This is a genomic window from Chromobacterium sp. Ag138 (genome assembly GCF_055181315.1).
In genome coordinates this window covers 3,032,061-3,055,648 of sequence record NZ_JBUPWA010000001.1, presented here as the reverse complement: position 1 = coordinate 3,055,648, position 23,588 = coordinate 3,032,061, and the positions used below count along the sequence as shown (strand labels likewise).

Genomic DNA, 23,588 nt, shown 5'->3' with positions numbered 1-23,588 from the left:
AGTCGGACCCATGCTAAACATTCGCCGCCGCTATAGGTAGACTGGAAAATCCGGCAACTGCTATAAGCAATTCATATGACCAGCGACATCGATACCGCCTTGCTGCGCGCGCTGGCGGCCGTGGCCCGCCTCGGCAGCATCAACCGCGCCGCCCTCGAACTGGGACGGACCCAGCCGGCGCTGAGCTTGCAGCTGCGCAAGCTGGAACAGCACTGCGGCCAGACCCTGCTGCAGCGCTCCACCCGCGGCGTGACGCTGACGCCGGCCGGCCAGGCACTGCTTCCCTACGCCGAGCGCATCGTCTCTCTGGCCGAACAGATGGTGCCCGGCGCTCTGGCCATGGAGCCAAGACGCTGCCGGGTCGGCCTGATCGAAGATGTGATCAGTCATCATCTGCCTCAGGTGCTAGCCGATTTTTCCGCCGTTCATCCATCGCTGCGAGTGGAAGTGCGGGCCGCGATGGAAACCGAGCTAAGCGAGGCCTATCGCCGGAACGATCTGGATCTGCTGATCGCCAATCCGCTGCAATGCGGCTTGAGTGAAACGCCGAAGTGGGTGGTGGAATGCCCATTGCGCTGGATGGCGCGGGACGGGCGCATGCCGGAAGGAAATACATTGCCCCTGGTGATGTTCTCCGCGCCATGCAGCTGGCGCGACGCCATGCTGGACGCGCTGCGCCTGAGCGCGCGGCCATTCCGCATCGTATTCGAAAGCGCGAGCCAGCTTGCCGTCCAGGCCGCGCTGGAAGCAGGCTTGGGAGTAGGCGCTTTGCTGCCCAATGCTGTCGGCGGCAGGCTGGCGCCGTTGCCGGATGATTATCTGCCGCCCTTGCCCTCGGTGCCGCTTGCCCTGTATCGCCGAAAGGAACGAAGCGACGACTCCGGCCTGGAACGCTTGAGCCGCCTGTTCTTCCACGAGTTGAGCCGGCTATCCGCCTAGCGCCGCCCGTTCAGCGCCAACACGCCGGCCAGGATCAGCGCCGCGCCCAGCAGCATCGCGGCGTCGATGGCTTCGCCGAGGAACAGCGCGCCCCACAGCACGCCGAACACCGGCACCAGATAGGTGACGCCGCTGGCGCGGGTCGCGCCCAGCCGGTTGATCAGCCGGTAGAAAATCAGATAGGCCAGCGCGGTGCAAAACACCGCCAACAGCGCCAGAGCGATCCAGGCTTTCTGCGGCGGCGGGCTCGCCGGCCAGTCATGCCACGCCAGCGGCAGCATCAGCAGCGCGCCGCTGGCCAAGCCGCCGCAGGCGGTCACCAGGGGCGGCATGCCGGGCAGCCAGCGCCTGGCCATATGCCCGGCCCAGCCGTAGCTGGCGGTCGCCCCCAGCATTGCCAGCACCGGCGCCAGCGAGCGGACCTCGAAGCGCGCGCCATGGCCGGCCATCAAGGCCAACACTCCGGCCAAGCCCAAAACCAGGCCCACCGCCCGCCGCGAAGACAGCCGCTCGCCGGCTAGCGGCCACGCCCACAGCGCGGTCATCAGCGGCGTGGTGGCGTTCAGCACCGAGGCCATGCCGGCCGACAAGGACAATTGCGCCCAGGCGATCAGGCTGAACGGCAACGCGGTGAAAAACACGCCGACCACGGCAATGGGCAGCCAGTTGCCGCGCCACAGTTTCCATTGCCCGCGCCACAACAGCAGCGGCAGCAACAGGCAGCCAGCCAGTCCGACGCGCAGCGCGATCAGCGGCAGCGGCCCGAAAGCCGGCGCGGCGACGCGCATGAACAGGAAAGACCCGCCCCACAGCGCCGCCAGCAGCGCGAGCCAGGCGAACTCCCGCCGCTGCCCGCTCACGCCGTCGCCTCCTCGCGGCTGAGCCGCGCGCTTTCCCAGCCTATCAGGTCCAGCTTGCGCTCCTCGCCCCAGCGGTAGCCGCCCAGCGCGCCCTCGGCGCGGATCACCCGGTGGCAGGGAATCAGCCAGGCCACCGGATTGGCGCCCACCGCGTTGCCCACCGCGCGCGCGGCGCCCGCACGGCCCATTTTTCCGGCCAGCTGGCCGTAACTGAGCAGGCCGCCGTAGGGCACGGCCAGCAATGCCCGCCACACCTGGATCTGGAAATTGCTGCCCTGCACCCTGAGCGCCAGCGGCGGCCCGCCCGCCTCGGCCAGCGGATCGAACAAGCGGCCGCACAACGCGCGCCCCTGGCCGGGAACGTGGCGCAGCGCGGCGCGCGGCCATTGCGCGCGCAGCCAGGCCTCCGCCTCCTCGTCTCCGGACACAAACTGCAGCGCGCACACGCCGCGCGCGGTCTGCGCCAGCAGCGCCGGGCCGAAACGGGTGGCTTCGACGCTCCAGGCGATGTCCAGGCCGGCGCCGCCCTGCTGGTATTCGCCGGGCGTCATCGCCTCCAGCGTGACGAACAGGTCGTGCAAGCGGCTGCTGCCGGACAGGCCCAGCTCGTGCGACAGCGGCAGCAGCGGCGCGCCGTCCGCCAGCCGCGCCTTGGCCGCCTCGCAGGTCAGCTGCTGGATGAAGCGCTTGGGGCTGACGCCGGCCCAGCGGCTGAACAGCCGCTGCAGCCGCGATTCCGACAAATAAAGCGCGGCGGCCACATCGGCCAGTTGCGGCTGCTCGCCGGCATGGGCGACCAGGTAGCGGATCGCGTCGCAGACGCGGGCGTAGTCGCGGCCGGCTTCCTCGTCGGCATGCAAAAGGGCGTCCATTTCACTCGCTCCGGTTCAGCCGCAGCGCGTAGCAGCCATGCGCGGGGAAGCGCAGCATCGCGAACGCGATCTCCGGCCGCGCCTCCCAGCGCGCCAGCATCGCCTCCGCCTCGCCAGTCGGCAGCAACGCGGCTTCCAGCATGGTCTGCCCGTCGTCGTAAGCGCGCAGCGCCACGCCGTCGCCGAGGTAGGCCTTATCTCCGGCTCGGCCCAGCAGCGCCGACAGTCCGGGCAAGGCGGACGGCTGCGGCTCGCCGGCCAGGAAAACCGGCCCGTACTCGCGGTAGGGCCCGGTTTGGCGGAACGGGCTGTAGCTCGCCAGGATCAGCGCCTCGCCCCGGCGGGCGCGGCGCAGCGCGTCGCGGCACGGTTCGCCGCCGGCCGCCGTCAGCCGCCGCACCGGCTGGCCGAGCGCGTCGACGCCTTCGCGCCGCGCGCGCTCGACGAAAGCCGGGTCCAGGGTTTCGAGTTGCCAGGCCATGGCGCTCTCCTTCGTATCATTGCGATGTCCGAAGTCTATGGCGGCGCGCGCCCGGCGGCGACCCGATTCTTGCCGTTCCCGCTTCCCTGTCAGCCGGCGTGCAGCAGCGAGTACTGGATCTCCGACAGCGCCTGCGGCACGCGAATGAAGGACAGCGGCTGTCCCAGCAAGCGCGCCATGTGCGAAGTGGAGAACAAGCCGCACAGCTCGTGGTGGCCGTTGGACGGATTCACTTCCACCACCAGCGCGTGCTGGCGGCCCAGATGCTGCATGGTGGCGACCAGTTGGCCAACATTGGCCGCCGCCACGTCGGCCAGGCTCAACGCGTCCAGCCTCCCGCGCGGCGTCATCACATCGGATACCTGGATATCGGCGTAATGCTTGCCGTGCTCCTTCATGCACTGGATGGGCCGTTCGCCCAGCAGGTCGACGGCGGTGACCAGGCCGAGCAGGCTGCCGTCGTCGTCGTGGACGAACAGCAGCCGGATGCCGTGGCTGACCATGCGCTGGTGGGCTTCGCGCAGATCGGCATCACCGCGTATGCCTATCGGATTGACCAGCTTCAGGTCGGTCATCACGCTCAACGCCGGACTGTCCACGCCTATCGGCGGATGGGGCCGCTGGTCCAGTCTCACCAGGTCGGTGGTGCGCGGCAGAGTCAGAGTGGGCAAGGGAGAAAAATCTTTAGCCATGACGGCTCCTCGCAGGGCGACTCGAAAAGGCGACAACGGGCCGGCCCGCCCAGTGCGGTCGACCCTGTTTTCAACTTAGCGGAACTTTGCGTTTACTATTGGCCTCATTAGTATGTTTGTTCTACTTTTGTAAAGATCCATGAAGCATAACGCCACCCACCAACAGCATGCCGTCAGAGTTCGCCAACGGACGCTGGCCTGGATGCTGCCCGCCGCGCTGCTGATGGCCGGCCAGGCCCAGGCCGAAGCCTGGTCCCATCCCGGCTGGCAAGACAGCGCCGACACCCGCGTCAAGGCGCAGGCGCTGCTGCAGACGCTGAACGCCACCCTGCTGAGCAACCCCAGCGCCACCCGCACGCTGCAGCAATGGTGCGGCGAGCACAAGCTGGCCGCCGAGGCCCGCATCCGCGCGCTGCGCGACACCGCCACCCGCAAGCCGGCCGACGCCGAGATCCGCCGCCAGCTGAAGGTGGGCGCCGACGAGCCCATCGGCTACCGCCGGGTGCAGCTGGCCTGCGGCGACCGCGTGCTGTCCGAGGCAGACAACTGGTACGTGCCGTCGCGGCTGACCGCCGAGATGAACCGCCTGCTGGACACCACCGACACCCCGTTCGGCGCCGCGGTCAAGGCGCTGGACTTCACCCGCCGCACCGAAAGCGCGAAGCTGCTGTGGTCACCGCTGCCGCAGGGCTGGGAAACCCGCCCGCTGCCGGCCGGCGACGCCAAGCGCGGCCTGGACATTCCGGAACAGGTGCTGCAGCACCGCGCCGTGCTGTACAAGGACGGCAACACGCCGTTCAGCCTGGTGGTGGAAACCTACCGCCGCGATCTGTTCGCCTTCCCCCTGAACCCGCGCGAAGGCAGCCGATGAAGGCCCCTGCGATCGCCGCCGCCTGCCTGGCGGCGCTGCTGCTGAGCCCGGCCGCCCAGGCCGACCGGCTGGACGACATCCTCGCCCGCGGCGAGCTGCGCGTCGGCACCACCGGCGACTACCTGCCGTTCAGCAGGCTGGACCCCGCCAGCGGCGAATACCGCGGCCTGGACATCGACATGGCCGCGGACCTGGCGCGCGCGCTGGGCGTGAAGCTGCAACTGGTGGCCACCAGCTGGCCGACGCTGATGCGCGACCAGTGCGACGGCAAGTTCGACATCGCGATGAGCGGCATCTCCATCAGCCTGGAGCGGCAGAAACAGGCGCTGTATTCCGCCGCCTACCTGAACGACGGCAAGACGCCGATCGCCCGCTGCGACAACGCGGCGCGCTTCCAGACCCTGGAACAGCTGAACCGCAAGCAAACGCGGCTGGTGGTCAACCCCGGCGGCACCAACGAGCGCTTCGCCCGCCAACGTCTGCCGGATGCCAGCTTGACGGTTTTCCCCGACAATAACCGCATTTTCCAGCAGATCATCGACGGCAAGGCCGACGCGATGGTGACCGATGCGGTGGAAACCCGCTACCAGCAGAAGCTGCATCCGGAGCTGTGCGCCGTCCATCCGGACAAGCCTTTCGATTTTTCGCAAAAGGCTTATCTGCTGCCCAACGACTGGCGCTGGAAAGCCTGGGTCGACCAATGGCTGAGCCAGCGGATGCAGGACGGCGGCTTCGCCCGGCTGTCCGCCAAATGGCTGGGACAATGACGCCAGCCATGAAAAAACCGCCCGGAAGGGCGGTTTTTCATTTTCGGGCCGCACGGTCCGAAAACAGACTATTAGCGGGCGCCAATCAAGGCATGGCCTGGCGCACCAGCGCCAGCATCCGTTCGCTGGCGCCGCGGTGGGCGTCGCGGAAACGCGCGGCGCCCTGGCGCATCGCCTCGCCGGCGGCCGGATCGGCCATCAGCGCCAGGGCCGTCGACACCAGTTCGGCCGCGTCGCCCACCTGGCGGCCGGCGCCGGCGGCCAGCGAATCGGCGGCGGCCTGCTGGAAATTGAACACCGACGGGCCGAACAGCGCCGGCACGCCCATCTGGGCCGGCTCAATCAGATTGTGGCAGCCGTAAGGCAGCAGGCTGCCGCCGATGAAGGCGACGTCGCAGGCGCCCAGGTAGCCGAACATCTCGCCCATGCTGTCGCCCAGCCATACCCGGGCGTCGGCGGCGATGGCGGCGCCGTCGCTGCGGCGCTGCGGCTTCAGGCCACGCTCGGCGGCCAATCTCTCCACCTCGTCCCAGCGTTCTGGATGGCGCGGCACCAGCACCAGCAGCGCATCGCCGACCGCGTCGCCGGCCGACTGCCAGGCGTCCAGAATCAGCGCTTCCTCGCCGTCGCGGGTGCTCGCGCACAGCAGCGTCGGCCGCCCGCCGGCGCGCGCGCGGAAGCCGGCGGACAGATGACGTTGCGCTTCCGGCACGTCGATATCATATTTGCTGCTGCCGCAGACCGAAACATTCCGTGCGCCCAACTTCGTCAAACGCTCAGCATCTTCCGGCGTTTGTGCGGCAACTGCGGTCAATTTCGCCAAGGCCGGCGAAATCAGGCCGGAGATCTTGCGATAGCCGTTCAGCGATTTTTCCGACAATCGGGCATTGGCCAGCAATAGCGGCACGCGCTGCGCCGCCGCCGCGTGGATCAGATTGGGCCAGATCTCGGTTTCCATCAACACGCCGCAGCGCGGCCGGTAGGCGCGCAGAAAATCGGCGGCGGCCTGTGGATAATCGTAGGGCAGGTAGCGGATCTCGGCGTCCGGATACAGCTGCTCGGCGGTGGCGCGGCCGGTCGGCGTCATCTGGGTCAGCAGCAGCGGCGCGTCCGGCCACTCGCGGCGCATCGCGGCCACCAGCGGCTGGGCGGCGCGCGTTTCGCCGACCGACACCGCGTGGATCCAGATCGCGCCGGTGGCCTTGGGCGACAGGGCGCCGCCGAAACGTTCGTCCCAATGCTCCAGATAGGCGGGCGCCTTGCGCGCCCGCTTCTTCAGATAGCGCCGCACCAGCGGCGTCAGCGCGCGCCACAGGCCGTTGTACAGCGCCAGCTGCCAGCTCATGTCCAGTCCCGCCGCGATTGCAGCGCCGCCAGCACTTCGTCCACAGTCGGACACTGGCCGATATTGCCCAGATTGGTCGCCCACGGCGTTTCCACCACGCCGGTCTGCTGCGGATCGGTATCGGTGTAGATGGCGGCCACCGGCACGTTCAGCGCGTTGGCCAGGTGCACCAGGCCGGTATCCACGCCTATCACCGCGCTGGCGTGGCCCAACAACCCGGCGGCTTCGCCCAGGCTCATCTTCGGCGCCACCACCGCGGCCGGCAGCTGCGCGGCCAGCCTCTCGGCGCGCGCCTTTTCCTTGTCGCTGCCCCAGGGCAGCACCGTCACCATGTCGTGATGGGCCGACAACGCCGTCCCCAGCGCCACCCAGCGCGCTTCCGGCCATTCCTTGGAGGCGCGGCTGGTCGCATGCAGCAGCACCGCGTAGCGGCCGCTGAGCATCCAGCTGGGCCGCTCGCCGGGCCGGACGCCGAATCGCGGCTGGCCTTCCGGCTCGTAGCCGAAGCTGAGGCCGAACAGCAGCCGGTTGCGCGCGATCGCCGACAGCTTGCGGGAAACCTTGTGCTTCTTGTCGTAAAACAGGCTGGCCAAGGCTTCGCGCGCGCTGCCCCAACCCAACCCGGCCAGCGGCGCGCGCGCCCAGCGGGCGGGAATCGCGCTCTTCAGCAAGCCCTGGCTGTCCAGCACCAGATCGAAACGCGCGTCGCGCAGCTTTTGCTTCAGGGCCTTCAACTCGCGCCAGGCGGCCGGCTGCCACAGGCGACGGCGCCAACTGCGCCAGCTCAGCGTCAGCACCTCGTCCACCTGCGGGTGCAGGCGGGCGATGTCGGCGAAGCTTTCCTCGGTCAGCCAGCTCAGGCGGATATTCGGGTAATGCGTCTTCAGCTCGGTGATGGCCGGCCAAGTGTGGATAAGGTCGCCCATCGACGAGGTGCGCACAATCAGCACATTCATCATGGCGCGCATTGTACCCGAGCGGGGCTGTGGTTAACCACGTAAAATCCCTCGTGACGGGATGTGGATAAGTGGTTGTGAATAAGTCCGGCCTGATTTATCCACAATCCGCCCTGCCATTGCTCTATGCAATAATCCAATGCCTATCAACAGGACAAACCTATGAAGCAAAGGCTTTTTTAGCAATTGTCCACAGCAAAATGGCACCTTCAGCAGTTTCATCATTTTATAGTTGCGTTAATGAAAAACCGCTGAGGCAGGCCATACTGTTCGCAAAAAAAGTCGTGCACAAGGCAGTCTGCAAAACCGGCCCAACAACTGTGGACAACCATGGGTCTGCAGAAACCGGTGAAGTTATCCACAACTGGCCACCCGATTGCGAGCACGCCTGACAACAGGTTTTGAAATGCTTCAATGTATTGAAAGTTAAAGGATAAATTCACTTATCCACATAAAAAAGCAGCCTTCTACCAGTTTCATCATTTTATAAATGGGAATACATGAACAGATGCGAGTAGCAGTCAGCGCGGTGCTTATCACCAAGAATGCAGGCAAACAATTGGAACAATGTCTGCAGAGCTTGAGCTTTGTGGACGAGATCGTGGTTGTGGATTCCGGCAGCAGCGATAGCACATTGGCAATAGCTTCCGCCTATCAGGCTAAAGTTATCCACCAGGAATGGCTGGGATTCGGTCCGCAGAAGCAATTCGCGGTCAGTCAGGCCAGCCACGACTGGGTGCTGTGCCTGGATGCGGACGAATATCTGTCCGAAGAATTGTCCTTGTCTATCAATAGGATGCTGGTGAATCCACAGGCCGCAGCCTACCGCTTTCCGCGCTGCAACCGTTTCATGGGACGTTTCCTGAAACACGGCGAGGGCTATCCGGACTGGTCGCTGCGCTTGTTCGATCGCCGCCGCGCGCGCTGGTCCGACGACGCGGTGCACGAATACGTGATCTGCGACGGGCCTGTGGAAAAACTGGGGGGAGACCTGATGCACGAGTCCGGCGAGGACATCGCGCTCTATTTATCCAAGCAGAACCGCTATACCTCGCTGCAGGCGGAACAGCTGTACAAGCGCGGCAAGAAGGTGGGCGCCGGCAAGCTGCTGTTCAGTCCGCTGCTGCGCTTCTTCAAGTTCTATTTCGTCCGCCGCGGTTTCCTGGACGGCTTGCCTGGCCTGGTGCACATCTCGATCGGCTGCTTCAACAGCTATATCAAGTACGCGAAGCTGATCGAGCTCCGCCGGCTGAACAACAAGAGCTGACAAGCTTCCGAGCGACTGGCTGGTGCGCGGCGCGAAATGACATTTGGTTTGCTGGTCGGATTCCCTTAGCATGGGGTTTTGCTTTGGAACCGGCCACATGAACCCCATTCTCATCCGCACCATGACGGAAGCCGACATCGACGCGGTGGCGCGGCTGTGCGGCGATCTGGACTATCCGACTACTTCTGAGCAGCTGGCCTCCCGCTACGCCACGGCGCGGGCCGCCGTCGACAACGAGATCTGGGTGGCGGAGCGGGGCGGCGAGGTGGTCGGCTGGATCCACGGCCACGGCGGCCACCTGCTGCAAGCGGACAGCTATGTCGAAATCGGCGGCATCGTCGTCGATCCCGCCTGCCGCGGCCTGGGCATCGGCCGCTTGCTGCTGGAGGCTTGCGAGCAATGGGCGCAGGCGCGCGGTTATCCGCGCATCCGGCTGCGCTCCGGCATCCACCGCACCTGGGCCCATGCCTTCTACCACCGCATCGGCTACCAGCAGAAAAGCACCGGCATCACCTTCGCCCTCGATCTGCCGCGGCGGGATTGAGCGCGGCCGGCCTATCCACACGCTCGAGGACCATACGCATGCCCATCCGTTTTCCCGCCCCGCTGCGGCCCGGCGACGCCATCGCCGTCACCGCCTTTTCCTCCGGCGTCCATCCGCAGCTGCATGGCCGGCTGGACGACGCGCTCAACGAGCTGCGCGCGCGTGGCTACCGCGTGGCGGAGGGCGAGTGCCTGCGTGGCGAGCAACACGACGCCAGCGCGCCCTCCGCGGCGCGGCTGGCCGAATTGCGGCGTTTCCTGTTTGATCCCGGCATCCGCGCCATCCTGCCGCCCTGGGGCGGCGAGCGGGCGATCGAGCTGCTGCCGGGGCTGGATTTCGCCGCGCTGGCCGAGCTGCCGCCCAAGTGGGTGGCCGGCTTCTCCGACGTGTCCACGCTGATGGCGCCGTTGACGCTGCGCGCCGGCTGGGCCACGCTGCATGGCCCCAATCTGATGGATCTGCCCCTGAAGGATCGGGCATTCGGCAACGAGGCGCTGCTGGCGGCGCTGGAAACCGGCATGCCGCCGGCGCAGGCGCAGCATGGCCGTTACTGGCGCTGGGACGAGCCGGGGCGGCAATTCGCCAACCGGGTGCGGCTGCTGGACGGCGGGAGCGGGAAAATGGAGGGCAGATTGATCGGCGGCTGCCTGGACGTGCTGGCGCCGCTGCAGGGGACGCCGTATTTCGATCTGGACGCGTTCAAGGCGGAGCCGGCCATCCTGTACCTGGAAAACTGCGAGCTCGCGCCCTGCGGCGTTCTGAGGGCCCTGGCGGGCCTGCGGCTGTCCGGCGCGCTGGATGGCCTCGCCGGACTGGTGTTGGGCCGCAGCAGCGGCCCGGACGCGTCCGACGGCAATGCCTTGAGCTATGAGGGGGCGTTGCGGGCGGCTTTGGACGGTTTGCCGTATCCGGTGGCGGTGGATGCCGACATCGGCCACGTGCCGCCGCAATGGAGCCTGCTCAACGGCGCCTGGGCGACGCTGGAGGTGTTCGGTGAGGGGGAGGCCAGGCTGGCGCAGCGCGCGGCGCGCTGAGGGCGTTTACAGCGCCATCCGGTAGAACACCACGCGCTCGGTTTCCTCGAAGCCCAGGGCCAGGTGCGCTTGCTGCGAGACCAGATTGTCCAGGCTGGTGTCGGAAGCCAGCTCGGCGCAGCCGCGGCGGATGGCCCAGTCCTTGGCCGCGGTCAGCAGCAGGGCAGCCATGCCGGCGCGCCTATGCTCCGGGGCCACGTACAGGCCTTCGACGAAAGCCACCGGCGAGCTGGACGCGCCGTTGACGTAATCGACGCGCAGCGCGAGCTCGATCAGGCCGACGGCGTCTCCGCGGCCGTCTAGCCCGACGAAGGCCGCGCAGCGGCGGGCATCGGCGTTCTGGGCGTCGATTTCCTCCTGGTGTCCATCTAGCGGGCAGTGCGGCCACAGCGCGGCGCGCAGGGCCAGCCAGGCGTCGGGATGGGAGGCGGCGAGGACGATGCTCATATCGACTCGAACTCCGGCTGCGGCAGGTGATGGCGCTGCACCAGGATCTTGTCCACCCGGGTGCGGTCCATGTCCACCACCTCGAAACTGAAGCCGTTCCACTCGAAACGGTCGGTGACGCTGGGCACGCGGCCCAGCTGGTACAGGATCACGCCGGCCAGGGTGTGGATGTTGCCGCCGGCCTCGCCGGGCAGCTGGGCCTCCAGCTCGAAGAACTCGCGGAAATGCTCCAGCGACACCATGCCGTCCACCAGCCAGCTGCCATCCTCTCTCTGCACGATCTCGTCGCTTTCTCCGCCAATGGCCGGCAGATCGCCGACGATGGCTTCCATCACGTTGTTGATCGACACCAGGCCTTCCAGCTCGCCGTATTCGTCCACCACCAGCGCGCTGTGGCTGCGCGCCTGTTTGAACTGCTCCAGCAATTGCATCAGCGAGCAGGTGGACGGCACGTACAGCGGCGGCGACAGCTCGGCGGCGAAGTCCAGCGGCTCGCCGCGCAGCAGGCGGTCCAGCAGGGTCTTGGCGTTGAGCACGCCTATCACCTGGTCGGTGTCGCCGCGGCAGACCGGAAAATGGCTGAACGGATGGGCCAGCAGCAGTTCGCGGTTGCGTTCCGGGCCGTCTTCCAGGTCCAGGATCACCACGTCCTTGCGCGGCGTCATCACCGCCGACGCCTTGCGGTTGTCGAGCCGGAAGATGTTTTCCACCAGCTCCTGCTCGGCGCGGTCGAACACGCCCTCGTCGGCGCCCTGTTCCATCAGCGTGCGGATCTCGTCCTCGGTGATGGACGGCTCGTCGCTCTTCTTCGCGCCCAGCAGGCGCAGCAGGCCGTCGGTGACGCGGCTGAACACCTGCACCAGCGGCGCGCTGGCGCGCGACAGCAGCAGCATCGGCCGCGCCAGCGCCATCGCCACCCGTTCCGGGTTCAGCAGCGCCAGCCGCTTGGGCACCAGCTCGCCCAGGATCAGCGACAGGGTGGTGATGAACAGCACCATCAGCGCCACCGACAGCGGCTTGCTGTACGGCGCCAGCGGCGGGATGTCCAGCAGCGCGCCGCGCAGGTGCTCGGACAGCGCCGCCTCGCCGTAGACGCCGGACAGGATGCTGATCGAGGTGATGCCGATCTGGACGGTGGACAGGAAACGGGTGGGCTCGGCGGCCAGCGCCAGCGCGGCGCGGGCGCCCTTGTGGCCGTCTTCGGCCTTTTGCAGCAGCCTGACCTTGCGCGAGGAGACGATGGCGATCTCGGCCATCGCGAACACGGCGTTCAACAGGATCAGGCCCAGCAGCAGCAGGATTTCCACGATGAGAGCGGGGGAGCGGAGGAGCTACTAGCTTAGGGCAAGCGGCCCGCCGCGCAAAGCGGCGCGGCGGGTCGGTTTCAGAACAGGGCGCTCTGCGCGGCCGGCATCGCTTCCCAGCGCACCGGCTGGCGGCCGCGGGCGATCAGCCAGGCGTTGACCTGGGAGAAGTGGCGGCAGCCGTGGAAGCCGCGGCTGGCGGACAGCGGCGACGGGTGGGCGGCGGTCAGCACCAAGTGGCGGCCGGCGTCGATGCGCTCGGCCTTGGTCTGCGCCCAATTGCCCCACAGCAGGAACACGCAGCCGGGGTTGTCGCGGTTGACGGCGTCGATCAGCGCGTCGCTGACCGCCTGCCAGCCGAACTTGCCGTGGCTGCCGGCCTTGTCGCGTTCGACGGTGAGCACGCTGTTGAGCAGCAGCACGCCCTGCTGCGCCCAGTGGCTGAGGTCGCCGCAGGCGGGAATGCCGTGGCCGAGGTCCGCCGCCAGCTCTTTGTAGATGTTGCGCAGCGACGGCGGCACGCGCGCGCCGTCCGGCACCGAAAACGATAGGCCCATCGCCTCGCCGTCGCCGTGGTACGGGTCCTGGCCCAGGATCACCACCTTGACGTCGGCCGGCGCGGCGAAGGTCAGCGCGTTGAACACCAGGGGCGGGGGCGGAAAAATCGTCTTGCCGTCGCCTTGCTGCTGGGCCAGCAGGCGGTCGATTTCAGCCAGGCGGGCGGCGATGGCGGGCTGGCCCAGCACCGTTTCCCAGGCAGGGTGGACGCGGGCGAGGGCGGGAGCGAGGTAGGTCAGAGAAGACATATCGGGTTCTTTGCTATGGATCGCCAGGCGGTTAACGTGGCTTGGAAAGATGGCTGCGCGATTCGTTCCAAAACAAAACACCGCCCAGGGGCGGTGTTTGTGGGGCGCGTCATCCCAAGGGGAGACGCGCCGTCCAGTCCAGCATCAATACCGGGCGACCGCCGGGTCCACCTGGGTCGACCAGGCGTCGATGCCGCCCTGCAGATTGATCACGTTGTCGAAGCCGGCGTTCAGCAGGAACAGCGCCACCTGGGCGCTGCGCATGCCATGGTGGCAGATGGCGACGATGGGCGCGTCGTCCGGCAGCTCGCTCATCCGGATCGGGATCAGATTCATCGGGATGTGCACGCTGCCTTCGATGTGCGCCAGCTGGTATTCCCAGCCTTCGCGCACGTCCAGCAGCACCGGGCGCGCGGCTTGCGGATCGGCCAGCTGCGCCGCCAGCGCCGGAGCGGTGATTTCGCGCAGCATGATCAGAAGCTGAAACGGGCGGGTTCCACCGCCTCGAATTTCCGCAGCCGCTCGACACAGGTCTCGAACAGCGCGGTTTCGCGGAAGCTGGTGTCGGTTTCGCGCTCGATCAGCTTGCAGGCCATCACCGGCAGATCGCCGGCTACCAGGATCAGGCGGCCGCCGACGGCCAGCTGGTCCTTCAGTTCTTGCGGCACCACCGGCAGCGAGCCGCCGACCACGATCACGTCGTAAGGCGCTTGCTCGGGCAGGCCCAGCACGCCGTCGCCCTCGACCAGGGTGGCGTTGGCGATGCCGGCCTTCTTCAGGTTGGCGGCGGCGCGCTCTTTCTGCGCCGGATCGATTTCCACGCTGACCACCTGCTTGCCCATCTTGGCCAGCAGCGCGGTCAGATAGCCGCTGCCGGTGCCGATTTCCAGGATCTTGTCGCTAGGCTGGATGGCGGCGTCCTGCACCAGGCGGGCTTCCATCTTGGGCTGCAGCATCTTGCTGCCGTTGGGCAGCGGCAGTTCGGTGTCGACGAAGGCCAGCTGGCGCTGATTGTCGGCGACGAAGTCCTCGCGTTTCACGTGAAACAGCAGATCCAGCACGTTGGTATCCAGAACATCCCACGGGCGAATCTGTTGTTCGACCATGTTGAAACGGGTTTTTTCGAAATCCATCAACTTAAACTCCGGAGGGCTGGGAGTCCGCTCCGCCCATGGAGGACAGCGTCGGCGGCAAGGACTCGTGTGATGACGATAACTTGCGATTATCCCATATTTGCCTTACCTTCACACGGCATCGCTAGGGGTCCTGCGCCTGGCGTTCGGCGCAGATGGCTACCAAAGTGTAGGCCATCGGGCCGGATGAAGGAGCGCGGGTGAGAAATACCCTTGGAACCTGACCCGGATAATACCGGCGTAGGGAAGCGTCACCTGCCATACCGGCCCATTCGGGCCCGCAGCCGGCCATGCCGGACCGCTCCTTGCGCCGCTTCATCGTTTTTGGAGACCCGCCCGATGAACGCGCCCGTGAACAAGCAGATGGTGGTGGACGCCGCCGCCATCCAGCCTTTGCCCAACTCCCGCAAGATTTACGCAGCAGGCAGCCGCCCGGACATTCAAGTGCCGATGCGCGAGATTCGCCAGGCCGACACGCCGACCCAGTTCGGCGGCGAAAAGAACCCGCCCATTTTCGTCTACGACACCAGCGGCCCCTACAGCGATCCGGCCGTCCGCATCGACATCCAGAGCGGTCTGGCGCCTTTGCGCGCCGGCTGGATCGCCGAGCGCGGCGATTGCGAGCAGCTGGATGGTCTGTCCAGCGAATACGGCCGCGCCCGCGAGGCCGATCCCAAGCTCGCCGAGCTGCGCTTCAACCTGCAGCGCAAGCCGCGCCGCGCCAAGGCCGGCCGCAACGTCACCCAGATGCACTACGCGCGCCGCGGCATCGTCACGCCGGAGATGGAGTTCGTCGCCATCCGCGAAAACTTGAACCGCCGCGCCTATGTGGAATCGCTGCAGGCCGCCGGCAACCAGCGCGTGCTGGACTTGATGACGCGCCAGCACCAGGGCCACAGCTTCGGCGCCAACCTGCCGGAGGAGATCACCGCCGAATTCGTGCGTGAGGAGATTGCCGCCGGCCGCGCCATCATTCCGGCCAACATCAACCACCCGGAATCCGAGCCGATGATCATCGGCCGCAACTTTCTGGTGAAAATCAACGGCAATATCGGCAATAGCGCGGTAACGTCGTCGATATCCGAAGAAGTGGACAAGATGACCTGGGGCATCCGCTGGGGCGCGGACACCATCATGGACTTGTCCACCGGCAAGAACATCCACGAAACGCGGGAGTGGATTTTGCGCAACAGCCCGGTGCCCATCGGCACCGTGCCCATCTACCAGGCGCTGGAAAAGGTGAACGGCAAGGCCGAGGACCTGAGCTGGGAAATCTTCAAGGACACGCTGATCGAGCAGGCCGAGCAGGGCGTCGACTATTTCACCATCCACGCCGGCGTGCGCCTGGCTTATGTACCGATGACCGCGGGCCGGATGACCGGCATCGTGTCGCGCGGCGGCTCCATCATGGCCAAGTGGTGTCTGGCGCATCACCGCGAGAACTTCCTCTACACCCACTTTGAAGAGATCTGCGAAATCATGAAGGCCTACGATGTGGCCTTCAGCCTGGGCGACGGCCTGCGGCCGGGCTCAGCCTGGGACGCCAACGACGAGGCGCAGCTGTTCGAGCTGAAAACCCTGGGCGAGCTGACCGAGATCGCCTGGAAGCACGACGTGCAGGTGATGATAGAAGGCCCGGGCCACGTGCCGATGCAGCTGATCAAGGAGAATATGGACAAGGAGCTGGAGTGGTGCCGCGAGGCGCCGTTCTACACCCTGGGGCCGCTGACCACCGACATCGCGCCCGGCTACGACCACATCACCTCCGCCATCGGCGCCGCGCAGATCGGCTGGTACGGCACCGCGATGCTGTGCTACGTGACGCAGAAGGAACACCTGGGCCTGCCCAACAAGAATGACGTCAAGGAAGGCATCATCACCTACAAGCTGGCGGCGCACGCGGCCGACCTGGCCAAGGGCCATCCCGGCGCGCAGATCCGCGATAACGCCTTGTCCAAGGCGCGCTTCGAATTCCGCTGGGAGGACCAGTTCAATCTGGGCCTGGACCCGGACAAGGCGCGCGACTTCCACGACGAGACGCTGCCGAAAGACAGCGCCAAAGTCGCGCACTTCTGCTCGATGTGCGGCCCGCACTTCTGCAGCATGAAAATCACCCAGGACGTGCGCGAATACGCGGCCAGCCAGGGCATAGGCGAGCAGGACGCGCTGCAGCGGGGCATGCGGGAAAAGTCGATCGAATTCGTCAAAGGCGGCGGCAAGCTGTATGACAAAGTCTGATTGCTGAGCGTGTTTTGGTATTTTTTCAGATTTTAGTGGCATAAAATGTCTGCGGGCCGGCTGATTAGCCGGCCCGTTTTTCATTTGGATCGCCAACACATGCTGAAATCGTTTTTTGCCGCCGCCGAAACCGGCGGCGCCACCGTGGCCACCCGTCTGTCGAATCCGCGCCTGAAGCCCGGCGAAACGCTGCGCGGAGAAGTGAGGGTCTGCGGCGGAGCGGTCGACCAGCGCATCGCCAAAATAGAGCTGCTGCTGCTGGCCGAGGCCGCAGGCGATCGCGGCGGCCGGGAAACCCTGCTGTTGGCCAGCCTGCAGGTCAGCGGCCCGTGCCGGATTCCGGCCGGCTGCGAATGGCGCTTGCCGTTTCTGCTGCCCTTGCCGGAGGCGACGCCGGTCAATTGCCATCCGGCCCTGGACGGCGAGCCGCTGGTGTGGGTCCATACCGACCTGGCCTTGGGCCAGGCGCCGGACGCCGGCGGCAGCGACCGGCTGCAGGTGTTGCCGCCGCCGCGCATGGATGCCCTGCTGCAGGCATTTTCCCGGCTGGGATGGGAATTGGCGGACGCCGCAGTGGAAGCCGGCATCGCCTATGTCGGCGGCGTCGCCGGCTCGCTGGGTTGCTACCAGGATTGGGTGCTGAGGCCGCGCGACGCCGGCTGGAACTGGAGCCAGATCCGGCTGACCCTGGTTCCCGACAGCCATGGGGTTGTCCATGTATGGATGGAAATCGCCGGCGATGGCCGGGACTATTGCCTGAGCCTGAGAATGGAGCCGGGTTGGGAGGCGGTGGACTGGACGGCGGAGATTCGCGCCAGGCTGGGCTTGTAAGCGCGGCACACCGGCCGATGGGGCTGGTTTGGCTTTCGCCGCGGAACAGAAGCGGCGGCGGCGGTCTAGCATGAGGAGGTGGAGCCAGCTTAGGGAGTCGATGATGGATACCAGCAATCATTTGTTGCCCGGCCTGTTTCGCCAGCTGGGCTTGCCGGACGAGCCCGCCGCCATTCGGGCCTTCATCTCCAGCCACCCGCTGCCGCCGCGCGTCGCCTTGGCCGACGCGCCGTTCTGGACGCCGGCCCAGTCCGCCTTCTTGCGCCAGGCGCTGGAATGCGACGCCGAGTGGAGCGAGGCGGCGGACGAGTTGGCGGTGCTGCTGCAGCAGGGCGAAGGCTGACGGTTGTGGATAAATCCGCTGACGGGCGGCGGCTTGTGGGTAAGTAGAGATTGTCTGTTTCCTCTGTCTGAGGTAAGAGGCCGGGCGGAAGCTGGCCGCTGGACAGGCTGGCCGCCAAGTCCGCGCCGGCGCCGGTCCTGGGTGGACAGATGGCCAGTTTCGCTGCGGAAAAGGTAGTTGCCGGGATTGAATAGCGGCATACCGGCATATAGCTTTAAGAGATACCGTGGCCTTGGGGAGTGGGATGAAACAGACCGATCAGACCCTGCTGGAACAGTTGCGCATCACCGAGTTCGAGATCGAGCAGCGCAAGCATCTGTTCGCGCTGGAGCCGCGCGACGAAATGCTGCTGCACGCCGCCGGCACGCTGGTGGAGTCGCATCTGGAAGAACTGGTGACGCGTTTCTACGAGCTGCAGACCAGCACGCCGGAGATCGCGCTGCTGATCGGCGACGCCGACACCCTGCAGCGGCTGCGCGCGGCGCAGCGCCGCTACGTGGTCGACCTGTTCAGCGGCATCTATGACCTGGAATACGTCAACATCCGCCTGCGCATCGGCCTGGTGCACAAGCGCATCGGCGTCGAGCCCAAGCTGTACCTGGCGGCGGTGGATTCGCTGAAGTTCCTGTTGTCGGATAAGCTCACCGAGCTGATACCGGAGTCCGAGGTGCGGCGGCATACCCTGCTGGCGTTGGACAAGCTGATGATGTTCGACGTGGCGCTGGTGTTCGAAACCTATATCCGCAGCCTGGTGGCCGAGATCGAAACCTCGCGCAACAAGTCGGAGCAGTACGCGCGCGCGCTGGAGGAAAAGGTGGCGACGCGCACCCGCCAGCTGGAGGAGATGTCGCGCACCGATCCCTTGACCGGCCTGCTCAACCGCCGCTATCTGGACGAGACGCTGACCCGGGTGCTGCGCAGCGCGCAGCGCCGCTACGAAAAGGTGGCGCTGGTGTACCTGGACGTCGACGATTTCAAGCTGCTCAACGACAGCGAGGGCCATCAGCGCGGCGACGAGGTGCTGCGCATGCTGGGCGAAATCATCGCCCGCACCACCCGTCTCGAAGACGGCTGCTTCCGCTACGGCGGCGACGAATTCTGCATCGTGCTGCCCAATTGCGACCGCAAGCAGGCGGAGGAGGTGTTTCTCGCCCGCCTGAGCGAGGAGTTGGCGGCTGTTCTGCCCGGCCTGGCCCTGAGCGCGGGCTGCGCGGAAACCGGGCCCGATGACTTCGTGCTGCCGGAAGAGCTGCTGGGCAAGGCCGACCAGCGCATGTACGAGATGAAGCAGCGCCACCGGATGGATCTGGCGGCCGGTTCGGGCAAGGCCGATGAGCCGGCCCGCGAGGATCAGCCTGTCGTCGGCCGCTAGAGCCGGCGCACCTGGTCGCGCCCGGACTGCTTGGCCAGATACAGGGCCTGGTCGGCCTTTTGCTGGGCGTCGGCGAAGTCCTGCTGCCGGCAATGCCATTCGTGCACGCCGGCGGAGAACGCGCAGCGCAGTTCCGGCTGCTTGGGCAGCGGCGCCAGCTGGCGGAAGGCCTGCAGCAGCCGCTCCGTCGCCTGCATCCCGTCTTCGATGTCCGCGTCCGGCATCAGCAGGCAGAACTCCTCGCCGCCATAGCGGATCAGCATGTCGTTGTCGCGGATGCCGCCCCGCAGCACGGCGGCCAGCACCTGCAGCACCGCGTCGCCGGCCGGATGGCCGTAGCGGTCGTTGATCGACTTGAAATGGTCGATGTCCAGCATCACCACGCAGACCCGCTCCACCGACGCCTCCAGCGTGCGCAGCCAGTATTGCAGCGCGCGGCGGTTGCCGGCGCCGGTCAGCGGGTCGAAGTTGGCCGCGTCCTCCAGCCGGTTGTGCTGGCGCTGCAGCACGATGTTGAGGAAGCCTACCGCGCCGCACACCTGGGCGGCGGCGGCGAAGGCCAGCGCCAGCTGGTGCAACTGGTCCAGGCTGTCAGGCGCGGTGGAGGTTTGCAGCCTGAGGTAGAAATCGCTGGCGTCGCGCCAGACGAACAGCAGCGCGCCCAGCAGGAACAGCAGCGCGGTGGGGCTGAAGCGGTTGCGGCTGACCAGGCGCTCGGCGCGCTGGTACAGCCAGGCCGCGGCCAGATAGAGGATGGGGATCTCGGCGCTTTCCAGCGCCAGCATCAGCGGGGGATAAGGCAGCAGCTTGTCCAGCGCCGACACCGCGCCGAAGGCCAGCCACAGCCAGTTGGGCGGCTTGAGGCCGGTGACGCGGGCGATGATGGTCAGCTGCAGCGCGATGCCGGCGTTGCTCATGCCGCTGCCCAGCGCCAGCCGCAGCATCTCTCCCTTGCCGGGCTCGACATAGCCTTCCACCAGCATACCGGCGGCCAGCAGCAGCGAGGCCTGCAGCCAGCGGCGCCGCGCCCGGATGAGGTCGGAGCGCACGCTGTGCTGCCAGGTGATGAGACCGATGCTGGCGACCGCCAGCGAAACCATGATCAGCAGGGAATTGGACATGCGCGCCTGTTGCGGAAGGATGAGGCCATCGTCTCATCCTAGCAAAGGGGTTTTCGCGCTGTCACGGTCAGAAGCGGGCGGTCACCTTGCGGCGCACGCTGTAATCGGGCCGCAGGCTGGCTTCGGCGTCGAGGAAATAGCGGTTGCTGTCCAGCATGAAATGCGGATCGTTGCTGGGCTCGGGGTCGGACCAGCGCTGGAACAGGCTGTCCACCTGGCCGGGAAGCCGGCAGGCGGCCAATTCGGCGCGGAACGGACGCTCGCCGAATACGCGGGCGATCTCCGCCAGCAGCTGCAGGTGCGGGGCGCGGGTGTCGCGCGGCAGCAGCAAGACCAGCAGGCTGCGCACCGGCTCTCCGTCCAGGGCGTCAAAATCCAGTCCGCGCTTCAGGCCGATGAACAGCGCGCGCACGTCGGCCAGGCCGGCGATGCGGGCGTGCGGCAGAGCCAGGCCGTGGCCCAGCGCCGTGCTGCCGGTTTCCTCCCGCTGCTGCAGCGCGGCCTGCAGCGCCGGCGCGTTCAGCGCGTGGCGCTGGCCCAGTTGGCGGGCGGCGTATTCGAACAGCTGGCGTTTATCGGATATGTCGACGTCCAGTAGGATGTCGCTGCCGCGGCAGATGTCGGCCAGGGTTTGCATGGACCTTCTCCTGATGTGGTGGATGCAGGCTCATGCTAGGTCGGCGTGTCTAAATTGAATCTAAATAAACGGCGGCCGGACATCAAAATCTCGTTAACGCTATTCCTTCTTCGGCAGGATGGCGCCCTTGAGCGCCGATGCCTGCTGCTTCAACTTGTCCACCTGCTGCTGCACCTCGGGATTCTGGGCGGCGGCGGAGGCGGCGAGCTTGGCCGCGCCGATCGCGGCGCTGGCCTGGTCCTTCAGTTGGCCGAGCGGCGCGCTGGCGCTGTCCACGCCCTGGTGCACGCTGCCGATGGCGGCCGACGCGGCCTGCTGCAGCTGAGTGGTCTGTTGCTGGTTGCAGCCGGCGAGCAACAGCGCGCTGCCGGCGACGAGCATCACGATACGCATGGTTTTGTCCTAAGGGTTGAAAGATGCTGTTAAAGAGCGGAATGAGGGGGCGCAAGTTCCATTTTGTCGGACAGCCAGGCCGGAATGACATTGGCAATGCGGGCGTTTGGGTTTAAGTTGATGCCTCCCCTTTACCGCCACGGAGTCCCGGATGATCACCGTCAGCGTCACCTATCCCCAGCGCGCCGGCGCGCGTTTCGATTTCGACTACTATCTGCGGCAGCACATGCCGATGGTGCAGCAGCTGCTGGGCAATGCCCTGAAGGGCGCCAGGGTGGACCGCGGCCTGTCCGGCGCCGAGCCCGGCAGCGCGCCCGATTACGTCGCGCAGGCGACGCTGTTGTGCGAATCGACGGAGGCTTTCCAGCAGGCCTTCGGCCCGGTGGCCGCGCGCATCATGGGCGACATTCCCAACTACACCGACATCCAGCCCGTGATCCAGTACAACGAGGTGGCGCTGTGGGACGAGCGCCAGCCCGGCGTCAGCGGCTGGTACGCCAACGCGCAGTAACTCAGGCCAGGATGCGCGCGGCCAGGTCCCCCGGCGCCTGGCCGACGGCCAGCCGCGGCGCGCCATGCCAGGCGGCCATCCGGCGCAGCGCGGCGGAGAGGTCGTCGGCCAGCCGCTGGCTGACGCGAACGCCCGGCTCCAGGTGCAGCGACTTGACCTCGAACACGCCTTCCTTGCGGTGGGCCTTGGCGTCCAGCCGGCCCACCAGCTTGCCGCGGTTGAGGATGGGCAGGGTGAAATAGCCGTAGCGGCGCTTGGGCGCCGGCGTGTAGCACTCGATCTTGTAATCGAAATCGAACAGCTCCAGCGCGCGCTTGCGATCCCACACCAGCGGGTCGAACGGCGACAGGATGGCGGTGTTGCCGCTGTTGAGCTTGTCCGCCGCTGCCAGCTCCAGCTCGTCGGCCAGGCCGGCGTGGACGAAGGCGTCGTGGCTCCAGCCTTCCACCCTCGCCGGGATCAGCTCGCCCTTGTCGGCCAGCGCGTGCAGCAGCTCGCCGTACGGCGCGCGCTTGAGCCGGTAGTAGTCGGCCACCCAGCCGGGCTTGACCACGCCCAGCGCGCGGCAACTGTTGCGCACCATGTCCAGCCGTGCGTCTTCCGGCGGCAGCAGGTCGCGCGCGTCGTCCCAGCCGGGCAGCACCCGCTCGGCCAGGTCGTAGACGCGCTGGAACCCGCGCCGCTCCTTCACCATCAACCGACCCAGCGTGAACAGCACTTCCAGGTGGCGCTTCTCCGGCTTCCAGTCCCACCAGCCGTTGCCCTTGCCGCCCTTGCGCTCGAAATCGGCCGAGCGCGCCGGTCCGCGGGCGCGGATGTGCTCGACGATGGCGTCGATGTCGGCGCGGTGCTGGTCCAGCCAGCGCTGCGAGTATTTCCAGCCCATGCTTTCGGCGTTCAGCATCCGGTGGCGCAGCAGCCGGTAGTCTTCCGTCGGCACGAAACAGGCTTCGTGCGCCCAATATTCGAACAGCGCGCCCTCGGCCAGCAACTGGTCCAGCCAGGCCGGGTCGTAGGCGCCGATGCGGCTGTACAGCACCAGGTAGGGGCTGCGCGCGACCACGCTGATGGTGTCGATCTGCAGCAGCGCCATGCGGCGGATGGCGGCCAGCGCGTCGGCCTTGGCCGCCTTGCGGCGCGGGGCGGCGAGCAGGCCCTGAGCGGCCAGTTGCAGGTGGCGGGCGTGTTGCAGCGACAGATGGAGAGTCATGGCCGAACCGGGAAGCGATGGGAGAAACGACTATACCAGCGGCGACCATCGCCGCGGAATGCCTAAAGCATGACAAGACGGCGCGCTTGTGGCAGGGTGGACAGCCCGTTTTCCACCCGGAGCAATGGCATGATCAGCCATATCGACCACATCGTTCTGACCGTGCGCGACATCGAGGCGGCGGTGGCGTTTTATCAGCGCGCGCTGAAGCTGGAGGCGGTGACTTTCGGCAACGGCCGCCGCGCGTTGCGTTTCGGCAACCAGAAGATCAATCTGCAGACCCTGGGCCAGGAAACCCGCAATCATGCGGCGGTCGGCTCCGGCGACCTGTGCCTGATCGCCGCCATTCCTTTGCCCGAAGTGATCGAGCACCTGAAGCGCGAGGGCGTCGCCATCGTCGAGGGGCCGATCACCCGCAGCGGCGCGATGGGCCCGATCACCTCGGTGTATTTCAACGATCCGGACGGCAATCTGGTGGAGGTCAGCAGCTACCATTTTTGATCTTGCCGGCGCAGGGCCGCGCAGATGGCGGAGATGGGATGGTAACGATGTCGAATGGTTTGGATACTGTCTTTTTTATGTTATTGAAATGATTTGGCGCTTGTCGTTTAATT

At 66.6% G+C, this 23,588-nt stretch carries 28 protein-coding genes and 1 riboswitch; of the genes, 13 read left to right on the top strand and 15 right to left on the bottom strand.

Annotated elements, in window-relative coordinates; genetic code table 11:
- Window positions 1-75 precede the first annotated feature (75 nt).
- Complete coding sequence (locus ACY3GB_RS14185; RefSeq protein ID WP_463089305.1) at window positions 76-939, top strand: LysR family transcriptional regulator; 864 nt, start codon at window positions 76-78, stop codon at window positions 937-939.
- On the opposite strand, the gene ACY3GB_RS14180 is transcribed toward ACY3GB_RS14185, so the two are convergent.
- From ACY3GB_RS14180 to ACY3GB_RS14165, 4 genes are all read right to left on the bottom strand, one after another.
- The gene (locus ACY3GB_RS14180) at window positions 936-1,799 is read right to left on the bottom strand and encodes a DMT family transporter (protein ID WP_463089304.1); all 864 of its coding nucleotides are present in this window, start codon (window positions 1,797-1,799) and stop codon (window positions 936-938) included. The genes ACY3GB_RS14185 and ACY3GB_RS14180 overlap by 4 nt on opposite strands.
- Complete coding sequence (locus ACY3GB_RS14175; RefSeq protein WP_463089303.1) at window positions 1,796-2,671, bottom strand: methylated-DNA--[protein]-cysteine S-methyltransferase; 876 nt, start codon at window positions 2,669-2,671, stop codon at window positions 1,796-1,798. Before ACY3GB_RS14175 ends, ACY3GB_RS14180 begins: the two co-directional genes overlap by 4 nt.
- A gap of 1 nt (window position 2,672) precedes the next feature.
- Entirely contained in the window at window positions 2,673-3,152 is a 480-nt protein-coding gene (locus ACY3GB_RS14170; RefSeq protein ID WP_463089302.1) for a DUF1203 domain-containing protein, read from the bottom strand.
- Window positions 3,153-3,241: 89 nt separating this feature from the next.
- The gene (locus ACY3GB_RS14165; RefSeq protein ID WP_463089301.1) at window positions 3,242-3,844 is read right to left on the bottom strand and encodes a CBS domain-containing protein; all 603 of its coding nucleotides are present in this window, start codon (window positions 3,842-3,844) and stop codon (window positions 3,242-3,244) included.
- 139 nt (window positions 3,845-3,983) lie between these two features.
- Between ACY3GB_RS14165 and ACY3GB_RS14160 the strand changes: the two genes are divergently transcribed.
- Window positions 3,984-4,715 (top strand): chorismate--pyruvate lyase family protein, encoded by a 732-nt coding sequence (locus tag ACY3GB_RS14160; RefSeq protein WP_463089300.1) that lies wholly within the window; start codon window positions 3,984-3,986, stop codon window positions 4,713-4,715.
- Window positions 4,712-5,482 carry a transporter substrate-binding domain-containing protein gene (locus ACY3GB_RS14155; protein ID WP_463089299.1) on the top strand — a complete coding sequence of 257 codons (771 nt, stop codon included), beginning with the start codon at window positions 4,712-4,714 and terminating at the stop codon, window positions 5,480-5,482. Before ACY3GB_RS14160 ends, ACY3GB_RS14155 begins: the two co-directional genes overlap by 4 nt.
- Before the next feature lie 85 nt (window positions 5,483-5,567).
- On the opposite strand, the gene waaA is transcribed toward ACY3GB_RS14155, so the two are convergent.
- Both waaA and waaC read right to left on the bottom strand, forming a co-directional pair.
- Window positions 5,568-6,827, bottom strand: a complete 1,260-nt coding sequence (gene waaA, locus ACY3GB_RS14150) for a lipid IV(A) 3-deoxy-D-manno-octulosonic acid transferase (RefSeq protein WP_463089298.1) — start codon at window positions 6,825-6,827, stop codon at window positions 5,568-5,570.
- On the bottom strand, window positions 6,824-7,783 hold the full coding sequence (gene waaC, locus ACY3GB_RS14145; RefSeq protein ID WP_463090942.1) for a lipopolysaccharide heptosyltransferase I: 960 nt from the start codon (window positions 7,781-7,783) through the stop codon (window positions 6,824-6,826). The genes waaA and waaC overlap by 4 nt, the downstream gene beginning before the upstream one ends.
- 77 nt (window positions 7,784-7,860) lie before the next feature.
- Here waaC and ACY3GB_RS14140 point away from each other — a divergent pair, with 77 nt between their 5' ends.
- The 4 genes from ACY3GB_RS14140 (at window position 7,861) to ACY3GB_RS14125 (ending at window position 10,628) form a co-directional block, all read left to right on the top strand.
- Window positions 7,861-8,175 (top strand): hypothetical protein, encoded by a 315-nt coding sequence (locus ACY3GB_RS14140; protein WP_463089297.1) that lies wholly within the window; start codon window positions 7,861-7,863, stop codon window positions 8,173-8,175.
- Between the two features lie 98 nt (window positions 8,176-8,273).
- On the top strand, window positions 8,274-9,050 hold the full coding sequence (locus tag ACY3GB_RS14135) for a glycosyltransferase family 2 protein (protein WP_463089296.1): 777 nt from the start codon (window positions 8,274-8,276) through the stop codon (window positions 9,048-9,050).
- Window positions 9,051-9,147: 97 nt separating this feature from the next.
- Window positions 9,148-9,594, top strand: coding sequence for a GNAT family N-acetyltransferase (locus ACY3GB_RS14130; protein WP_463089295.1), 447 nt, complete (start codon window positions 9,148-9,150; stop codon window positions 9,592-9,594).
- A 38-nt stretch (window positions 9,595-9,632) separates the two neighbouring features.
- The gene (locus ACY3GB_RS14125; RefSeq protein ID WP_463089294.1) at window positions 9,633-10,628 is read left to right on the top strand and encodes a S66 family peptidase; all 996 of its coding nucleotides are present in this window, start codon (window positions 9,633-9,635) and stop codon (window positions 10,626-10,628) included.
- A gap of 6 nt (window positions 10,629-10,634) precedes the next feature.
- Here the strand turns inward: ACY3GB_RS14125 and aac(6') are convergent, their stop codons facing one another.
- The 5 genes from aac(6') to ACY3GB_RS14100 form a co-directional block, all read right to left on the bottom strand.
- A complete protein-coding gene (gene aac(6') / locus ACY3GB_RS14120) occupies window positions 10,635-11,075 on the bottom strand; it encodes an aminoglycoside 6'-N-acetyltransferase (RefSeq protein ID WP_463089293.1) in 441 nt (146 codons plus the stop codon).
- Window positions 11,072-12,382, bottom strand: coding sequence for a hemolysin family protein (locus ACY3GB_RS14115; RefSeq protein WP_463089292.1), 1,311 nt, complete (start codon window positions 12,380-12,382; stop codon window positions 11,072-11,074). Before ACY3GB_RS14115 ends, aac(6') begins: the two co-directional genes overlap by 4 nt.
- Window positions 12,383-12,459: 77 nt before the next feature.
- Window positions 12,460-13,185, bottom strand: coding sequence for a uracil-DNA glycosylase (locus ACY3GB_RS14110; protein WP_463089291.1), 726 nt, complete (start codon window positions 13,183-13,185; stop codon window positions 12,460-12,462).
- 144 nt (window positions 13,186-13,329) lie between these two features.
- On the bottom strand, window positions 13,330-13,656 hold the full coding sequence (locus ACY3GB_RS14105; protein WP_046156014.1) for a rhodanese-like domain-containing protein: 327 nt from the start codon (window positions 13,654-13,656) through the stop codon (window positions 13,330-13,332).
- 2 nt (window positions 13,657-13,658) lie between these two features.
- On the bottom strand, window positions 13,659-14,318 hold the full coding sequence (locus ACY3GB_RS14100; RefSeq protein WP_463089290.1) for a protein-L-isoaspartate O-methyltransferase family protein: 660 nt from the start codon (window positions 14,316-14,318) through the stop codon (window positions 13,659-13,661).
- Window positions 14,319-14,434: 116 nt separating this feature from the next.
- A riboswitch (TPP riboswitch) is annotated at window positions 14,435-14,582 on the top strand.
- 99 nt (window positions 14,583-14,681) lie between these two features.
- Here ACY3GB_RS14100 and thiC point away from each other — a divergent pair.
- From thiC to ACY3GB_RS14080, 4 genes are all read left to right on the top strand, one after another.
- A complete protein-coding gene (gene thiC, locus ACY3GB_RS14095; RefSeq protein WP_463090941.1) occupies window positions 14,682-16,556 on the top strand; it encodes a phosphomethylpyrimidine synthase ThiC in 1,875 nt (624 codons plus the stop codon).
- A gap of 99 nt (window positions 16,557-16,655) precedes the next feature.
- The gene (locus ACY3GB_RS14090) at window positions 16,656-17,387 is read left to right on the top strand and encodes a sporulation protein (protein WP_463089289.1); all 732 of its coding nucleotides are present in this window, start codon (window positions 16,656-16,658) and stop codon (window positions 17,385-17,387) included.
- Between the two features lie 70 nt (window positions 17,388-17,457).
- The gene (locus ACY3GB_RS14085; RefSeq protein ID WP_463089288.1) at window positions 17,458-17,730 is read left to right on the top strand and encodes a DUF2789 domain-containing protein; all 273 of its coding nucleotides are present in this window, start codon (window positions 17,458-17,460) and stop codon (window positions 17,728-17,730) included.
- Between the two features lie 244 nt (window positions 17,731-17,974).
- A complete protein-coding gene (locus ACY3GB_RS14080; RefSeq protein WP_463089287.1) occupies window positions 17,975-19,102 on the top strand; it encodes a GGDEF domain-containing protein in 1,128 nt (375 codons plus the stop codon).
- Here the strand turns inward: ACY3GB_RS14080 and ACY3GB_RS14075 are convergent.
- From ACY3GB_RS14075 to ACY3GB_RS14065, 3 genes are all read right to left on the bottom strand, one after another.
- Entirely contained in the window at window positions 19,099-20,223 is a 1,125-nt protein-coding gene (locus ACY3GB_RS14075) for a GGDEF domain-containing protein (protein WP_463089286.1), read from the bottom strand. The two genes, ACY3GB_RS14080 and ACY3GB_RS14075, sit on opposite strands and share 4 nt — an antisense overlap.
- A gap of 67 nt (window positions 20,224-20,290) precedes the next feature.
- Complete coding sequence (locus ACY3GB_RS14070) at window positions 20,291-20,860, bottom strand: PTS sugar transporter subunit IIA (RefSeq protein ID WP_463089285.1); 570 nt, start codon at window positions 20,858-20,860, stop codon at window positions 20,291-20,293.
- A 99-nt stretch (window positions 20,861-20,959) separates the two neighbouring features.
- Window positions 20,960-21,253 carry a hypothetical protein gene (locus ACY3GB_RS14065; RefSeq protein WP_463089284.1) on the bottom strand — a complete coding sequence of 98 codons (294 nt, stop codon included), beginning with the start codon at window positions 21,251-21,253 and terminating at the stop codon, window positions 20,960-20,962.
- Between the two features lie 151 nt (window positions 21,254-21,404).
- On the opposite strand from ACY3GB_RS14065, the gene ACY3GB_RS14060 reads away from it, so the two are divergent.
- Window positions 21,405-21,764, top strand: a complete 360-nt coding sequence (locus tag ACY3GB_RS14060; protein WP_021474956.1) for an EthD family reductase — start codon at window positions 21,405-21,407, stop codon at window positions 21,762-21,764.
- A 1-nt stretch (window position 21,765) separates the two neighbouring features.
- On the opposite strand, the gene ACY3GB_RS14055 is transcribed toward ACY3GB_RS14060, so the two are convergent.
- A complete protein-coding gene (locus ACY3GB_RS14055; RefSeq protein WP_463089283.1) occupies window positions 21,766-22,974 on the bottom strand; it encodes a winged helix-turn-helix domain-containing protein in 1,209 nt (402 codons plus the stop codon).
- A 129-nt stretch (window positions 22,975-23,103) separates the two neighbouring features.
- Here ACY3GB_RS14055 and ACY3GB_RS14050 point away from each other — a divergent pair, with 129 nt between their 5' ends.
- On the top strand, window positions 23,104-23,475 hold the full coding sequence (locus ACY3GB_RS14050; protein ID WP_463089282.1) for a VOC family protein: 372 nt from the start codon (window positions 23,104-23,106) through the stop codon (window positions 23,473-23,475).
- Window positions 23,476-23,588: the final 113 nt, after the last annotated feature.

Excerpts from the sequence above, each read along its gene's own strand:
- ACY3GB_RS14160 (WP_463089300.1), top strand. The coding sequence starts at position 3,984 with ATGAAGCATAACGCCACCCACCAACAGCATGCCGTCAGAGTTCGCCAA.
- ACY3GB_RS14070 (WP_463089285.1), bottom strand. The coding sequence starts at position 20,860 with ATGCAAACCCTGGCCGACATCTGCCGCGGCAGCGACATCCTACTGGAC.
- ACY3GB_RS14105 (WP_046156014.1), bottom strand. The coding sequence starts at position 13,656 with ATGCTGCGCGAAATCACCGCTCCGGCGCTGGCGGCGCAGCTGGCCGAT.
- ACY3GB_RS14155 (WP_463089299.1), top strand. The coding sequence starts at position 4,712 with ATGAAGGCCCCTGCGATCGCCGCCGCCTGCCTGGCGGCGCTGCTGCTG.
- ACY3GB_RS14165 (WP_463089301.1), bottom strand. The coding sequence starts at position 3,844 with ATGGCTAAAGATTTTTCTCCCTTGCCCACTCTGACTCTGCCGCGCACC.
- ACY3GB_RS14175 (WP_463089303.1), bottom strand. The coding sequence starts at position 2,671 with ATGGACGCCCTTTTGCATGCCGACGAGGAAGCCGGCCGCGACTACGCC.
- waaC (WP_463090942.1), bottom strand. The coding sequence starts at position 7,783 with ATGAATGTGCTGATTGTGCGCACCTCGTCGATGGGCGACCTTATCCAC.
- ACY3GB_RS14080 (WP_463089287.1), top strand. The coding sequence starts at position 17,975 with ATGAAACAGACCGATCAGACCCTGCTGGAACAGTTGCGCATCACCGAG.
- ACY3GB_RS14065 (WP_463089284.1), bottom strand. The coding sequence starts at position 21,253 with ATGCGTATCGTGATGCTCGTCGCCGGCAGCGCGCTGTTGCTCGCCGGC.
- ACY3GB_RS14100 (WP_463089290.1), bottom strand. The coding sequence starts at position 14,318 with ATGGATTTCGAAAAAACCCGTTTCAACATGGTCGAACAACAGATTCGC.
- ACY3GB_RS14085 (WP_463089288.1), top strand. The coding sequence starts at position 17,458 with ATGAGGAGGTGGAGCCAGCTTAGGGAGTCGATGATGGATACCAGCAAT.
- ACY3GB_RS14185 (WP_463089305.1), top strand. The coding sequence starts at position 76 with ATGACCAGCGACATCGATACCGCCTTGCTGCGCGCGCTGGCGGCCGTG.
- ACY3GB_RS14090 (WP_463089289.1), top strand. The coding sequence starts at position 16,656 with ATGCTGAAATCGTTTTTTGCCGCCGCCGAAACCGGCGGCGCCACCGTG.
- ACY3GB_RS14130 (WP_463089295.1), top strand. The coding sequence starts at position 9,148 with ATGAACCCCATTCTCATCCGCACCATGACGGAAGCCGACATCGACGCG.
- waaA (WP_463089298.1), bottom strand. The coding sequence starts at position 6,827 with ATGAGCTGGCAGCTGGCGCTGTACAACGGCCTGTGGCGCGCGCTGACG.
- ACY3GB_RS14170 (WP_463089302.1), bottom strand. The coding sequence starts at position 3,152 with ATGGCCTGGCAACTCGAAACCCTGGACCCGGCTTTCGTCGAGCGCGCG.
- ACY3GB_RS14075 (WP_463089286.1), bottom strand. The coding sequence starts at position 20,223 with ATGTCCAATTCCCTGCTGATCATGGTTTCGCTGGCGGTCGCCAGCATC.
- ACY3GB_RS14060 (WP_021474956.1), top strand. The coding sequence starts at position 21,405 with ATGATCACCGTCAGCGTCACCTATCCCCAGCGCGCCGGCGCGCGTTTC.
- ACY3GB_RS14135 (WP_463089296.1), top strand. The coding sequence starts at position 8,274 with ATGGGAATACATGAACAGATGCGAGTAGCAGTCAGCGCGGTGCTTATC.
- ACY3GB_RS14125 (WP_463089294.1), top strand. The coding sequence starts at position 9,633 with ATGCCCATCCGTTTTCCCGCCCCGCTGCGGCCCGGCGACGCCATCGCC.
- ACY3GB_RS14110 (WP_463089291.1), bottom strand. The coding sequence starts at position 13,185 with ATGTCTTCTCTGACCTACCTCGCTCCCGCCCTCGCCCGCGTCCACCCT.
- thiC (WP_463090941.1), top strand. The coding sequence starts at position 14,682 with ATGGTGGTGGACGCCGCCGCCATCCAGCCTTTGCCCAACTCCCGCAAG.
- ACY3GB_RS14050 (WP_463089282.1), top strand. The coding sequence starts at position 23,104 with ATGATCAGCCATATCGACCACATCGTTCTGACCGTGCGCGACATCGAG.
- ACY3GB_RS14055 (WP_463089283.1), bottom strand. The coding sequence starts at position 22,974 with ATGACTCTCCATCTGTCGCTGCAACACGCCCGCCACCTGCAACTGGCC.